This window comes from Anaerobranca gottschalkii DSM 13577 (assembly GCF_900111575.1).
Taxonomy (GTDB): Bacteria; Bacillota; Proteinivoracia; order Proteinivoracales; family Proteinivoracaceae; genus Anaerobranca; species Anaerobranca gottschalkii.
Genome location: NZ_FOIF01000027.1, coordinates 1 through 14,744, shown reverse-complemented (window position 1 = coordinate 14,744; position 14,744 = coordinate 1). Strand labels below are relative to the sequence as shown.

11 protein-coding genes and 1 tRNA gene are annotated in these 14,744 nt (G+C 32.6%); 3 read left to right on the top strand and 9 right to left on the bottom strand.

From position 1 onward, the window contains the following. Nucleotides 1-11 precede the first annotated feature (11 nt). The 3 genes from BMX60_RS07425 to BMX60_RS07415 all read right to left on the bottom strand — a co-directional run bounded on the left by BMX60_RS07425 (nt 12) and on the right by BMX60_RS07415 (nt 3,825). Nucleotides 12-1,904, bottom strand: coding sequence for a type I glutamate--ammonia ligase (locus tag BMX60_RS07425; protein ID WP_091350828.1), 1,893 nt, complete (start codon nt 1,902-1,904; stop codon nt 12-14). A 126-nt stretch (nt 1,905-2,030) separates the two neighbouring features. Then, nucleotides 2,031-2,918, bottom strand: coding sequence for an FUSC family protein (locus BMX60_RS07420; protein WP_207648416.1), 888 nt, complete (start codon nt 2,916-2,918; stop codon nt 2,031-2,033). Between the two features lie 85 nt (nt 2,919-3,003). Further along, nucleotides 3,004-3,825, bottom strand: a complete 822-nt coding sequence (locus tag BMX60_RS07415; RefSeq protein WP_091350825.1) for a M55 family metallopeptidase — start codon at nt 3,823-3,825, stop codon at nt 3,004-3,006. Between the two features lie 163 nt (nt 3,826-3,988). Here BMX60_RS07415 and pdaA point away from each other — a divergent pair, with 163 nt between their 5' ends. Continuing rightward, nucleotides 3,989-4,768, top strand: a complete 780-nt coding sequence (gene pdaA / locus BMX60_RS07410) for a delta-lactam-biosynthetic de-N-acetylase (RefSeq protein ID WP_091350823.1) — start codon at nt 3,989-3,991, stop codon at nt 4,766-4,768. 26 nt (nt 4,769-4,794) lie between these two features. Here the strand turns inward: pdaA and BMX60_RS07405 are convergent, their stop codons facing one another. The 3 genes from BMX60_RS07405 to BMX60_RS07395 form a co-directional block, all read right to left on the bottom strand. Next, a complete protein-coding gene (locus BMX60_RS07405) occupies nt 4,795-6,117 on the bottom strand; it encodes a sensor histidine kinase (protein ID WP_091350822.1) in 1,323 nt (440 codons plus the stop codon). A gap of 71 nt (nt 6,118-6,188) precedes the next feature. After that, nucleotides 6,189-7,976: an ABC transporter ATP-binding protein gene (locus tag BMX60_RS07400; RefSeq protein ID WP_091350820.1), complete on the bottom strand. Its 1,788-nt coding sequence runs from the start codon at nt 7,974-7,976 to the stop codon at nt 6,189-6,191. Nucleotide 7,977: 1 nt separating this feature from the next. Beyond that, a complete protein-coding gene (locus tag BMX60_RS07395; protein WP_091350819.1) occupies nt 7,978-9,723 on the bottom strand; it encodes an ABC transporter ATP-binding protein in 1,746 nt (581 codons plus the stop codon). Nucleotides 9,724-10,456: 733 nt separating this feature from the next. Between BMX60_RS07395 and BMX60_RS07390 the strand changes: the two genes are divergently transcribed. Together BMX60_RS07390 and BMX60_RS07385 are read left to right on the top strand one after the other, a co-directional pair. Next, nucleotides 10,457-11,698: an IS110 family RNA-guided transposase gene (locus BMX60_RS07390; RefSeq protein ID WP_091350817.1), complete on the top strand. Its 1,242-nt coding sequence runs from the start codon at nt 10,457-10,459 to the stop codon at nt 11,696-11,698. 345 nt (nt 11,699-12,043) lie between these two features. After that, entirely contained in the window at nt 12,044-12,511 is a 468-nt protein-coding gene (locus BMX60_RS07385; RefSeq protein ID WP_091350815.1) for a QueT transporter family protein, read from the top strand. A gap of 70 nt (nt 12,512-12,581) precedes the next feature. Here BMX60_RS07385 and BMX60_RS12060 read toward each other — a convergent pair. From BMX60_RS12060 to BMX60_RS07375, 3 genes are all read right to left on the bottom strand, one after another. Then, a tRNA-Cys gene (locus BMX60_RS12060) sits at nt 12,582-12,675 on the bottom strand. Between the two features lie 68 nt (nt 12,676-12,743). Then, nucleotides 12,744-13,367, bottom strand: coding sequence for a histidine phosphatase family protein (locus tag BMX60_RS07380; protein WP_207648413.1), 624 nt, complete (start codon nt 13,365-13,367; stop codon nt 12,744-12,746). Between the two features lie 328 nt (nt 13,368-13,695). Then, nucleotides 13,696-14,744 (bottom strand): transposase (locus BMX60_RS07375; RefSeq protein WP_242945735.1); only part of this gene is annotated, 1,049 nt, incomplete at its 5' end.

Below are 14,744 nucleotides of genomic sequence, written 5' to 3'. Positions count from 1 at the left end.
GCTTAGTTGAATTAAAATATATTTCTCTTATAACAAATGTATAACTCTTTAAGCTCCCTTATAGTGTTTGCTAATTCTAATTGTAAATCAGAGGCTAAATCATAGTCTTTGTTTAACAAAGCCTCTCTAATTCTAGTTATTAAAGACTTTTTATCCATACTATCTTTCATTATTGTGTATTTGATATCACAGATTTTTTTCCACCTGACGACATCTAGATCTGAACTAGTTTCTATTTCATGGAGTTGTTTACATTCCCTGACTATTCCCATATAAGCTGGAATAATTCGGTGTAACAATTCTTCTTTCCATTGTTTTATAATAGCAAGTTTAAAGGATTTAATGAGTGCTTCACTGAAAACTCCTCCCTTTAACAACATTGCAGTTTTATCTTTATATAGAGAAAAACCTTTAACATTTTCCCAAACGGTAGCAGGGGGTTTGCCAAAAATCCTGTTTCGTTCTTCTTCAGTATAGTCCTCAAAGATATCCTCTTCTGTCCGATATTGCCTTTCTTTTTCTAAATAAATTCCTGGTTCCCCAGCTTTTTTAGATATTTCTTTATATAAAATTTGAGAATCAGTAACATCTTTAAAGGCTAGTATGCCGTCGATCATCCCTTGATAACAACTAGCTAAAACTAAATAAGTATTAGACAGAGGGTTAGGTGCCCTAAGCTCAAACCTTGTAGCTAAAGGATTTTCCATATCCCTTATTAAACCTATTAAGATAGAACGATTGCGGGAAGGGGTTTCTACATTATGGCCTAAAGAGGCAACAGTACATACCGGTGCTTCAAAACCTGGTTTTAAACGATTAAATCCATCATTGGTAGAAGTTACAAAGGGATTTATCACCTCATAGTTGTGTAAAATACCCATTAATGCCCCATAGCCAATAATACTCATGTAGTCATCCTTTAAATTTTTAGGTGCAAATAGATTTTTAATACTACCATCTTTTAATGTAACAGAGATACCTATATGGGTATGTTCTCCACTACCTGCTACCCCTTCAATAGGTTTAGCAGCAAAAGTCACTTCTAGGCCATAGCTTCTGAAAACATCGCCAATGATTTCCCGGGCAAGTATTTCATTGTCTGCTGCTTGAAGGGCATTTGAATACTTCCAGTCTATCTCCAGTTGTTCCATTACATGGTTTTGTTTCCCATCTATTCCGATAGTACTATTTACTCCCCCTACTTCTTTATGTCCCATTTCCGGTCCTAAACCATATTTGTCTAAAAGAAGCATACTTTCTTCTAATGCTGTTCTTACAGTTCCTTGAGTTCTTTTCCAATATTGTTCTTTAAGGGTTTGAGAAGCCGATAATTTTTCTTCATCTTCTTTATCTTCAGGGGTTTTTACCCAAAACTCCAATTCTGTCGCAGCGGTAAAGTTTATTTTTTCGATGTCTCCAAATTTTTCAATACCGATATTTTCTAGGATTTTGGGGTTTCCTTTAAGTACTTCCAAAATATTCTTTTCAAAATTATCCAAAGCTCTATATAATATAGAGCGGGAATCTACATATTTCCCATCATGGACTAAAAATGAGGGTATCCTTAAAGTCCCACATGGCCTGTGTTTTTCATCCATAAATTCATAGTTATAATCTATAAACCAATTAACATTTAAATCTGGCACAATATCTACTTTAGCATTATTTAAAGTAGCTATTCCTGGCAATACAACTGAAGAACCATCGGTTTGCACACCACTTTTTAAAAATCCATCTATATCTTTCAAAAACAAATTGATTGGTATTTTTTCATCGGTAGCATTACCACCTAAATCTACTCCCATTAGGGAAACAAATTTAATTTCCGTATGGTTTTCTAAAATTTCCTTAAGCCTTTCCTTCTCATGATCCTCTGGCCTGATAACATAAATTAAATTGTGCATACCCATCCTCCGTTCTCTTTCTTTATTCCTTTAAATAAATAATATTTTATTATATATTATATTGTTACTTTTGTCACCTATTTTAAATAGCAAAAAAAGAAGGGGACTGTACCCTTCTTACAAAACTTATCCCTTTATATTCCCTTTAATCTTAGTTTGATACTCCATATTAAATGCCTTCGCTAGAGTAATTATTAGCTCTAATGATTTTTTTAGATGATAATTATATACTATTTCTTCATTGTTCAGTTGTTCAGAATAATCTACTTTTAAGTTATACATTTTATCTAATAACCTAGCATTATCTTTATCGATTTTATTATTTTTCCCCATATCAGCAATAATGTGGATATTGTGATAGAGTTTATGGATAAGTAATCGGGAATTATGGAGATCAATTTTACCTTCTTTGCAGAGGTGATTTTCTTCTTCCTTCTTGAATGTAGGATATTCCCTTTCAATTAACTCAAATTCTTCTGATAGCTCATCTAAACATATTTGACAGTTACCGGTTACTAAATGCTTAATTGCTTCTTCACATTTCCCTAACAATTGTAAAGAAGCATTTAAAACAATATCTCTACTAAAATGGGGATAAATAATTATATTGACAAAGGAGGCTATGATTATTCCCACTAAAGTATCTACTAACATATTAATTCCGTAGTTTAAAATACTCCCAGACTTAAAGTTTAGCATTATAGATATAAAGATTACACTAGAAATAGCAATGGTTTTTTTAAAGTTAATTATATTTGAGATGTATATTATCACAAGGACTCCGAATCCGATTACTATTGGATTACCTAAAGCTATATAGGAAAAAATCATCCCAATAAAAGCTCCAATAATTGTACCTAATATTCTATCTCTCCCCATCCTAAAAGAGTCGATGATATTACCTTGCATAGTAATTAAAGCTGCAATTGCCGCAAAAAAAGGGGAGTTTAAGTTTAAAGCATAGGCAACGGCGACACTTAATGTTACGGCAATAGCAGTTTTTATTGTCCTCATTCCCAGTTTTCCTTTTAATCTATTGGCTAAGTTCATGTATATTTCTTATTCCTCACTTTTCCTTATTTCCTTATTATGTCTTTTTCTACAAAACTGTACTAGCTAAATTTATTATCCCTCTAAATATTTTGTACAATTCCACCGGATCATTACAATTCACTAATATCCTTTTAGCACTTACTTTCTTAACTTGAGGTAAGGTTAAAGCCATATCTACCATTATAGCTTGGGTAAACTCCAATTCTAAAATTAATGGAGTAGTAAATTTTTTAATAGGATATTTTTTTAGTTCAGTTATTGCTTTATGTACTGCTTCTTTATATCTATTTTTCAATTGGTTATATGGGATATTTTTGGCACAATACCTTGATATAGTTTCTTTAACAGCTACTGTTTGGATTGGCCCTATTTCATTTAATACAGCTTTACAAACTTTATCATCTCCAGATACTAAAACTACAGGTACATTAAAATGACCCGCTACACCAGCGTTAAGTCCCGCTTCTCCAAGTTCCTCACCATTGATTATCAACTTAGAAACTACCCGCCCGGCATAGGTATGATCAAAAATTCCTTGTTCTGTCCCTGCTTTAGGATGATAACCAATAAAAATAGCACAATCGAAGGTTTCATCTATTCCTGCCATCATACTCAAATCTTTAGGATATCCACTTATTAAACTTACATCTGGGTGGAGTTCTTCTATGATAATATTGTCCATAGGTCCATGGGAATCATTGACAACTATTTCTTTAACTCCATTATTGAATAGTTCTTGACACACCAAATTTACTTCTTTAGTCATCAGTTTCCTTGCCCGTAAATAATCTCCATCATCACCGATAATTTGTTTTCGAGAAACCACTCCCCAAATACCTTCAATATCTGCAGAAATATATACTTTCAAAAAAATCCCCCCTTGAATTAGTGACCGAAAGTTCCTAATTAATTTAATAATATCATCTATGGAAAAAAGCACAAGATGGAAAATAAAATTTGTCAAAAAAATGGAGAAAGATGTTTATTCAAATAAATTTTTAGTAAAACTAATAAAGAAGGAGGGATTATTAATGAAATTGAAAATATTTGCTTTAACCTTGACTTTAGCCCTTACCTTTTTCGCCTTTTCCTATGATTACTTACAAGCAAGGGCTTTAGATAACACCCCTTATGATTGGTATTTTATCCCAGGGAAAAATAACAGTCCATCAACCACCGAACCCCATTATCAAAAACTTCTAGATAAATATGGTGGATATTTTATTGGTAACACTGAAGAAAAAGAACTTTATTTAACCTTTGATAACGGTTATGAAAATGGGTATACCCCTATTATTTTAGATACCCTTAAAGAAAAGGGAGTACCAGCCGCTTTTTTTGTCACAGGTCACTATTTAAAGACACAACCTGAACTTGTTAAACGGATGGTTAGTGAAGGGCATATAGTAGGCAATCATTCTTGGAACCATCCTAGTTTAGTAGAAGTAGATGATGAAACATTAAAAAGGGAATTAGAAAGTGTTAGAGAAAAATTTACAGAAATCACAGGAATTAAAGAAATGAAATACCTCCGTCCACCCCGGGGAATTTTTAGTGAAAGAACTTTAGCATTGAGCAAAGAATTAGGCTATACCAATATTTTCTGGTCTTTAGCTTATATGGATTGGGATATCAATAACCAAAAGGGAAGTCAATTTGCATATGATTCCATTATGAAACGGGTCCACCCCGGTGCTATTATGTTATTACACTCTGTTTCAAAGGATAATGCCGAAGCTTTAGGAAGGATAATTGATGATTTACAAAAACAAGGTTATACTTTTAAAAGTTTAGACCAATTGAAAAAATAGAAAAACTAAAAGAAGCCCATAGTGTATTATCCATTTGTATCTTCTTGAGGAGCCTTATCATAGATGGGAAAGATTAAAATAAATTTAGTTCCTTTCCCTTTTTCGCTTTCAACCTTTATCTTCCCACCTAAAATTTGCACGTATTTATAGCTGACCATCAATCCTAATCCAGTACCACTAGTCTTTAGTGAATAGAAAGGTGTCCCTAACTTTGCTATTTCCTCTTTAGTCATCCCTACACCATAATCTTCTACTTCTATTACTACATTTTTCTTATCTTTAAATACCCTAACATCTATTTCTCCACCTTTAGGCATTGCTTCAATACTGTTTTTGATTATATTGACAAAAATCTGCGTTAATTTATTTTCATCAGTAATTAAGTAACAACCTTTTTCTAAATTTTTATTTATCGACACATTATTTAATGTTGCATAGGAATACATAATATTACAGGCCATAGAAATTAAATCACTGACATTTATCAAACTTTGATTTTCTACACTAGGATTAGCAAAGGATAAAAAGTCCGCTATTACCTTTTCCGCCCTATTAGTTTCTGTAATGGCCATTTCTAGATATTCCTTTATCTTCTCCTGAGACAAGTTTTCTCCCTTATTCTGAATAAGCTGCATAAAACCCTTAGCAACAGTTAAGGGATTTCTAATTTCATGGGCAATAGATGCCGCTAATCCCCCTGCTGTATTAAGGCGATCTACCCTTTGAAGTTCAATCCTTAATTCCCTTTTTTCCACAAATCCTTCTAAGATATAAATAGTAAAATGTAGGGCTAAAATTTTTATAAGGGTGAAAAGTAGAAAAAATTTAATTAATTCTATTATATAGAAATCTCCCTTTTTTATATTCATTAAATAAGTCGCAATAAACATTAAAAGCATTGCTATAATAGTAATTGTAGCGGCAATCAAAAATTTATCCCTTCTCCTTAAATAAAAGTACCTAGGAGAAATATATGCTGCTATAATTACCACAAAAGAATAAACGACAATCATTGTATAAAAACCTTCACTAAATAAATACCAGCGATATAGAAACATTACAGTGACAGTGGCTAGACCTGACCAAATACCTCCATAGAAAAAAGATACCAAAACGGGGATCATTCTTAAATCATACAAGTGTCCATTAAAGAGTGGTATGGCAAAGGTCATGCAAAGAATGACAGAGATACTAGTAAGAATTGCCACTTCATGGGGTTTTACTTTTTTTGATACATAACCCATTTTATCTAGTTTAAAACTTTCATAAATAAAAGGTGGTAACAATATTAAAGAGACGTTTAATAATAATCCTCTGATTATTTCATCAAATTCATTCATATAAAACATGGCAACAGCTCCTATACCCAAACTTTCACAAATATTATTTTAACATTTTTTATAGCTAAATTGAATTATTATTAAGCACCTTCATGTAAAAATTTGTACTGGGCAGTATAAAGTTTGTAATATATCCCCCTTTTAGCAAGGAGCTGTTGATGATTCCCTATTTCTTTAATTTCACCATCATCTATTACCATAATTCGATGGGCATTTCGAATGGTTGAGAGACGGTGGGCAATGACAAAGGATGTTCTACCGGCTAATAGGGTGTTTAATCCTATCTGAACTTTCTTTTCTGTTTGTGTGTCTATAGAAGCAGTGGCTTCATCTAAAATTAGTATCCTAGGATTTGCCAGTAAAGCCCTAGCTAAAGCTATTAACTGCCTTTGACCCACTGACAACCTTGAGCCCCTCTCATTAACATCGGTATCATATCCTTTTTCCAAATTAATGATAAAATCATGGGCTTTTACAGCCTTAGCAGCATTTACAACTTCTTCATCGGTGGCATCTAGTTTACCATAGCGAATATTTTCTTTAATAGATCCGGAAAACATAAAGGTGTCTTGGGTCATAATCCCCATTTGGCTCCGTAATGATTCTATTGTTACATCTTTAATGTTGTAACCATCAATTAATATTTCTCCTTCTGTAACGTCGTAAAATCTACTTATAAGATTTACGATTGTTGTTTTACCTGCCCCAGTATGGCCTACTAATGCAATGGTTTCCCCAGGTTTAACTTTAAAACTGATATTTTTTAACACTGCTTCCCCATCGTCGTAAGCAAAGGAAACATTTCTAAATTCCACTTCTCCAACGATTTGGGGTAGTTCTTTAGCATTTTGAGTATCAACGATATCGGGGATAATATCCATAATTTCAAAAATTCTTTCTGCCCCTGCTAGGTTAGTAATAAGTAAATTATAGAAATTACTTAAATTCATTATAGGACGCCAAAACATCCCTATATATCCGGTAAAGGCTACAAGATCTCCAACTTGAATTGTACCTATATTTAATAATTTTACTCCATACCAAAAGACAATTACTGATCCAATTCCCCAAGAAAGCTCTACTACCGGCCAAAAAGCATCGGATAATCTAACGCCACTTATAAAAGAATCAGTTAAATTTTTCCCTAAATCTGAGAAAACCCTTTCAGTCTTTTTCTGCCTGTTAAAACTTTGTACTACCCTTATCCCTGAATAGTCTTCATGGAGATATGCACTTAAGTTTGATCGCTTTTTCCGATAATCTTGCCATCTTTTTCTACCGTAAATTTGGATATAAAATAATACTAACGCTAAAACAGGTAACATGGCTATTGCCAATAAACCTAACTGCCAGTTCATGTATAACATTATACCCATAACTGCAATTAGAGTAATAGCATCAGGAATCAATGATGTAACACTATTAGTAAATAAATCTCCCAGTGAATCGACATCCCCTATTATCCTTGCTAAAATTTTCCCCACCGGTCTATTATCAAAAAAGGAGAATGATAATTTTTGTATATGGGCAAATAGTTCCTGCCTTATTTTCAACAATATTTTGCTAGAAACTTTGGCCATAATCATTATCCTATAGCGGGCAGCGTACATTGCTAAGAAGTTAATTAGTGCCATTACTACCCCGATTCTAACTAAACCTATAATATTCCCTTTCGCGATATATTGATTTATTGCCAGTCTCATCAGCAAAGGATTTGCTAATGAGACTGCAATTACTATAACCATCAAAATTAGAGTAGCCAGTACTTGGAGCTTATAAGGTTTTATATACTGGGCTAGACGAAGGATAATCTTAAAGTTCAATGTTTCTTTTAATTTTTCATCTTCTTTAAAAGTATTTTTAGCCATCTTAAATCACCTCTTCTTTTAGGCCATCTGCAAGGATGTCTAGGTCCTTGAATTGTTCTGAATAAATTTCATAATATCTGCCTTTTTTTAGGAGTAAAGTTTTATGATTTCCCTGCTCCACAATTTCACCTTTATCTAAGATAATAATTTCATCTGCATTTTTTACTGCTGAAATTCTATGGGCTATTATAAATTTTGTTATATCTTTTCTTTTTTCTAAGGCCTTTTGAATTTGGTATTCTGTTTCCATATCCAAGGCAGATGTGGCATCATCTAAGATTAAAACTTTGCTCTTTTTCAATAAGGCCCTGGCGATAGAGATCCGTTGTTTTTGTCCTCCAGATAGACCAACTCCCCGTTCACCTATTACAGTTTGATAACCTTCTTCCATTTCTTTAACAAAGTCATCTACTTGGCTTTCCATTACTACTTTATTAAATTCCTCTTCACTTACATTTTCTGTGGAAAATTTAATATTTTCTTCGATAGTGTCTGAGAATAAAAATGTATCCTGCATTACTACTGATATATTATCCCTCAAAAATTCTAAGTCTAAGGATTTAACATCTACACCATCAAATAAAACCCTTCCTTCAGTACAGTCATAATACCTTCCAATCAAATTTATGATAGACGTTTTGCCGGCACCGGTTGCTCCCATTATAGCGACTGTCGAACCAGCTGGTACATTTATGTTTATGTTCTTTAGAACATATTGATCTTTGTATTTAAAAGACACATTATCAAAAATTATTTCACCTTGAACCTTTGTTGGATAAATGGGATTGGCTGGACTTTTAATTTCTGGTTCAACATCCATTATGGCAAATATTCTCTTTGCCGACGCATTACACCTGGCGATGATGTTTGTGAGCCAGCCCATCAGCCGGAGTGGCCAAATAAGCATCATAATATATCCATTAAATTTTACTAATTCACCTAAAGTAATATGGTTTCCTACTACGAAAATCCCTCCTGCCGAGATAACTACAACTAAAACTAAATTGGAAAAAAACTCAATCACAGGGTGGTACTTTGCCCAAATCCTTGCTTGATTTAGATTTAGTTCATAATTTTCTTCATTTTGCTTAAAGAACTTTTCTAACTCATACTTTTCTCTACCAAAGGCTTTAACTAATCGAACCCCAGCTAAATTTTCTTGGGCTGTAGTATTTAAAACAGCACTTTGATCACTTAGTTTTTCATAGGCTTCACCAATTTTCTTTTCTAGTTTCATCGCTAAAAATAGCATTGGTGGCATGATACTTAGACAAATTAGGGCTAATTTCCAGTCAATAGTAAAAAGTAGGGTTGTAGCAATAATTAAGTACAATACTTGCTCAATGAAAAACATAATTGCAAAACCTATAGCATTCCAGATATTATTGATATCTTCCGTTGTCCTTGACATTAATTCTCCGGTGTTAATTCCATCGAAATAACTAAAGGGAAGCTTTTGAATATGTTTAAAAAGATCATTACGTATATCAAAAGTGACTTTAGCCCCTGCATAATCAAATAAAAACTCTCTAATGTATCCAAAAATTCCACGGCCTAATGTTATTCCTAAAAGGGCTAACAGTAGTCTTGATAAAATTCCATGGTTTCCAGCTTTAATGACATCGTCGATAATTTTTTGGTATATAACGGGATTTAACATATCTAACCCTATAGCAATAAACATCGATAATATAGGAATTATATATAAATATTTGTATTTCCAAAGGTATTTAAGTATTCGCTTCACAATGCTCTCCTCCTTAAGTCGCCTTTTTGAGGTCTAATTAAGATACAAAAAGGCCATGGTTTTCTCTAGCTCCCATTAACTAAGGAAACTATTACCATGGCCTAAAGACATAAAAAAGCCATGGACTTTATAGCCCATGACCTTTGAGTACTTAATCAAACTACAACCAAACTAGTTAGATTGAAGGAACCTCAAAAAAGGCAGGGCTATCCTGTAATACTATGAACATTCCTTGTTTTACCGCTAATCTATTTTTAATCATTTTCCCTACCTCCTCGTATAATATGATTTATAAAGAATTTCCAATTTAAGCTTATACCTTAAATTAAAACTAAAATACTTTTAATTCAACTAGTTCTTTGACAATTAAAGTAAATATATTTATCAACAAGGAATGCTACACTAACCAACTTTTTAGTTTAAAATATTGATTAATTTTTGGTGTATCTTCTGATATCATTGTTATATAGCCATAACAATGACTCGGAAGCTCTGACTTCCTCCTGTAGAACCTTAATAGGTTACTACTCGCTGAAGACTGCACCCCTGGGACTGTTTGTAATCTTCTTACTCGTATGCTGTTCATTCTCTTATCTTTTCCTTACTTTCAGCAGAGTAAGGTGCATCCACTAGATAAGTAGAATAGTTCTGATAAGCGAGGGTGTTGATGCAGCATCCTGTCAGGGATACACCGTAACATTGGGCTAAATATAATTGGAAAGGAGGTTTTTTCGTGCCCAATACTTTGTTTGTTGGTATCGATGTTAGCAGTCAATCCCTTGTTGTTAGATTTATGGATCAAGATGGTAATGGACCTTCTAAGTCCTTTACTACATCTAATGATCTTGAAGGTGCCGATAAGTTAGTCAATGATATTGTCGCCTATGCTCTTAAAATAGATGCTACCAATATTAAAATTGGTATGGAATCTACTTCTAATTATGCATGGCATTTACACTTATATTTGGCATCTTCTACTGAACTTTTAAGCTTCAAAACTATGTTTTATGTGTTAAATCCCAGTGTTGTCAAAGGTTTTAAAAAGACATACACTCATTTACCTAAAACAGATGATTTTGATGCTTTTGTTATTGCTGACTGTATCCGTTTTGGCAGGGTTAAGCATTCTAAACTCCCTGACTTCCGGTATGCAGCTTTACAAAGACTTACAAGGTTCAGATACCACTTGATCCAAAATTTAACTAAAGAAAAGAATCGAGCTTTAAACCTTATTTATCTTAAGTTCTCTTCTTATGTTTCTGATAACCCTTTTAGTGATACTTTCGGAAAAGCTTCGACTTCTTTAATCGAAACTTTTACCCCTGATGAAATTACAGCTATGCCTATCGAAAGTATCGTCGATTTTATCTGTAGCAAGGGTAATAATAGACTTAAAAATCCTGTCGAAATTGCTAAAAAACTTAAATCCTTAGCTAATAGAGCTTATAGGTTAGACCCTAATTTAGCAGATTCTGTTGAGCTTACTCTAACCATGTCTTTAGAGAATATTAGGTTTTTAGAAAGTCAACTTAAAAAGTTAGATAAAGAACTGGAAAAACAACTTAAAGCTTTTTCTCATACTTTGCAAACAGTACCTGGTATCGGTCCTGTTATTGCTGCTGGGATTATCGCTGAAATTGGGGATATCCATAGATTTAATAATGAAGCTGCTCTCGCTAAATTTGCTGGGCTTGTTTGGAATAAGTATCAATCTGGCAATTTTAATGCCGAAGATACTTCATTAGCTAAATGTGGTAACTTCTATTTAAGGTATTATCTTGTAGAAGCTGCTAATCTACTTAGGATGCATGTAGATGAGTATAAAGCTTTTTACTACAAGAAGTATAAAGAAGTTAATAAGCATCAGCATAAAAGAGCTCTCGTTCTTACGGCACGTAAAACCGTTAGGCTGGTCTTTACATTGCTGAGTAAAGGCCAAGTTTTTAGACCAGGAGGTGTTGTCGTTAATTCTTAGTTTAAGTTGATTTAATCCCATTTTTTTCCTGTAAACCATGGTTGTTTATAGGGTTACTTCCTTATTGCCTTTTTTAAGGCTAGCTTGTTCTAATTCTTTCTCAATTTCCAATTCTTATACTTGACATTACACCGTATGTCTTTAAATTTATTTTAGCTACCTTTTCATTTTAATCTCTTTTCAGAAATAAGTCAACAATTTTGACGGGAATTTTTAAGTTTTTAAAAATTTTAAAAAAGTTTAATCGATTTCCTTAACCCCTTGAATTTTTTTATATAATAATGTAACATAATATAGTCAGTTCGCAAAATCCTGACGTAAAACAAAACTACGGAGGTAATGAAAATGAAAAAAACTACTTATTTAGTGCAAGGGGCACTAATTGCTGCCATTTACGTGGTGTTAGCATTGGCATTAGCCGAGATCAGTTTCGGACCTTGGCAAGTCCGAATAGCTGAGGCTTTAACAGTATTACCTTATTTAACTCCTGTGGCAATTCCAGGTGTTTTTGTAGGTTGTTTAATTGCCAATTTTTTTAGTCCTTTTGGCATTTTAGATGTTATATTAGGAAGTTTAGCAACATTGATTGCCGCAGTTTTAACTTATCGCATGCCTAAAAGGTGGTTAGCACCTCTACCACCAGTTTTAGTAAATACCTTTGTTATACCAATATTAATATATTTTACTGCTAATGAACCAGTAACTTTTTGGTTTTTAGTAGCACAAATTTTTATAGGTCAAGTAATTGCTTGCTATGGTTTTGGATATTATCTATTATTAATTTTAGAACGTTATAAATTGCTACAAAGATAGCGTAAATAAAAAGAGCAAAAGTTACTCAAGAAGTAATTCTTGCTCTTTTTTTATCTTATTTGTATTGTTTTGGAGGGGATAAGTGGGAATTGAACCCACACCCTTGTTATTCACTCGGGCCTACGGATTTGCAGTCCGCGGGGATTACCAAATCCTTTACCCCCATTCTGTGAAAATTATATCATAAGCCCAGAATTCTATCAATATCCCTTATATTTATTATAAGAAATTGTTATATTTTTTCCATCAGCAGATGTTCTAAACAGTTTGCCTTTATTAGTACTATCCCTTCTTCAGTTATTTCAAAAATATGAAAACCTGTATCAAAGGTGGGTACTTTAAATTTGGTATCTATCGGTAACCCTAAGATCCCTTTATACAACATAGATATGGTACCACCATGGGCCACTATGCAAATAGTTTTCTGTTGACCGTAGGTTAAGTATTTGTCTTTAAATTTATGCCAAAATTTTTCGATTCTCATCCGAAAATCTATTACACTTTCTCCCCCTGGTAAGGGATAGTAGATTTTCTTCCATTGATCTGTTATGGGAAATTTTTCTTCTGCCTCTTTAAAGGTTAATCCTGCTAAGAGTCCATTATCCATTTCCATTAACTCTTCCACTTCCTCTGGTTCTATCATAAATTTCTTACCTATAATCATAGCTGTTTGTTTCGCCCTCATTAACGGACTACAATATATCTGATCTATCCCATAATATACCGAGAAATAATTAGCTAACTTTTCAGATTGCTTTACACCTAATTCTGTTAAAGGGAAATCAGCCCTTCCCTCATGTTTACCTTCAATATCTGCAACCGATTGACCATGTCTTACTAAAATTAATCTTATCATTAATACCACTCCTTTTATCTAATTATCTAGTAGATATTCCACGGTTTTTAGCTTTATCCTGCAAAATATAATAATAATTTCCTAATTTACTATAGGATTAAAATACTATTGTCAACCTTTGTCGAATAATGTAATATTTTAATAGTAGATTAGTGGATATGAGCATAGTTAAATAAAAAATAAAACAACAAAAGTTAAATTATTACAATTTTTGCCCAAAATAGCTTAATTATTTAAAACGGAAAATAAATAGAAAAGAAAGAACCTAAAAAAGGGCAGACTACCCCCTTGATAAAATTGGTGCTTAAAATTTTTAATATAAATTAAGTTAAGCTGTTCTTTTTAATCCAGAAAGGGATTTGTATTTATCAACACAGCCAGATTTTATAGCAGCAATTGCAATAGATAAAAGACAAATATGTCCGATTGTATTTAGATTAGTAACAGAGTTAATATTTTTAACAAAAGCTTGCTCAGTATTTAGATTTTTCCATCTAGAATTGTATCTTTCGGATTCAGTTCTAAGACTGTATATTTTCTTGAAAAATATAGAATCACGATTTATAGAAGATCTATAATCAGTGCCAATACTTATGTATTTTACACAACCTCTGTTTTTCTTACCGTTAAAATATTTTTCGTGGTTACACGGACATAAAGAATCATCTTTAGAAGTTCTAAAAGGACAGCAAAACTTTTGTTTAATATAGGAATCAAAATATTGTTTGCCATCTTTATGCATTGCTAATCCAGCATCGCATATTATGTTACCTGTGGATGTCAATTTATTAGATTTTCTTCCACGTTTATTTAATGCAATGAAAGCATGACCTTTAAGGGTATTACGAATAAAATCATGATTTTGCTTTGAATCATAGCCCTTATCTGCAATAATATAACTACCTTTGAGTGAGAACCACTCATTTGTATCAGATAGGATTTCTGTAAAGTTAGAAATTTCATTTACATCAGCGGTTGTAGTAAATTCAGCAATAGGAAGACCAGAGATAGCATCACAAATAACATGATTTTTGTATCCCCAGTAGAATTCATATTTTTTCTTTGAATTATTGGGTTTATCTTCTGTAACTTTAACATTCATAGAGTTATTAGCAGTATGAACACCTAATTTACAATCTTTATCAGAAGAAGGATGGTTGTTTTTAGAAAACTTGTTATTTGCAAAGCATTTAGGATTATTAAACTTTGTGTTAGCTTTAATAGGTGTTGCATCAACTGATATAAAGTTGTTGTCAATAAATCCAAGTTCTTTAAGAATATTAACTTGATTTTTCATGATTTCCTTAAGATAAGAGTTAGATAATTTTTTAATAAATCTCTGAAAAACTGAATATGAAGGCAAAGGCTTAAGAATAT

Bases quoted from the DNA above. Each gene is read 5' to 3' on its own strand.
- BMX60_RS07425 (WP_091350828.1), bottom strand. From the start codon at position 1,904: ATGCACAATTTAATTTATGTTATCAGGCCAGAGGATCATGAGAAGGAA.
- BMX60_RS07420 (WP_207648416.1), bottom strand. From the start codon at position 2,918: ATGAGGACAATAAAAACTGCTATTGCCGTAACATTAAGTGTCGCCGTT.
- pdaA (WP_091350823.1), top strand. From the start codon at position 3,989: ATGAAATTGAAAATATTTGCTTTAACCTTGACTTTAGCCCTTACCTTT.
- BMX60_RS07405 (WP_091350822.1), bottom strand. From the start codon at position 6,117: ATGTTTTATATGAATGAATTTGATGAAATAATCAGAGGATTATTATTA.
- BMX60_RS07400 (WP_091350820.1), bottom strand. From the start codon at position 7,976: ATGGCTAAAAATACTTTTAAAGAAGATGAAAAATTAAAAGAAACATTG.
- BMX60_RS07385 (WP_091350815.1), top strand. From the start codon at position 12,044: ATGAAAAAAACTACTTATTTAGTGCAAGGGGCACTAATTGCTGCCATT.
- BMX60_RS07380 (WP_207648413.1), bottom strand. From the start codon at position 13,367: ATGATAAGATTAATTTTAGTAAGACATGGTCAATCGGTTGCAGATATT.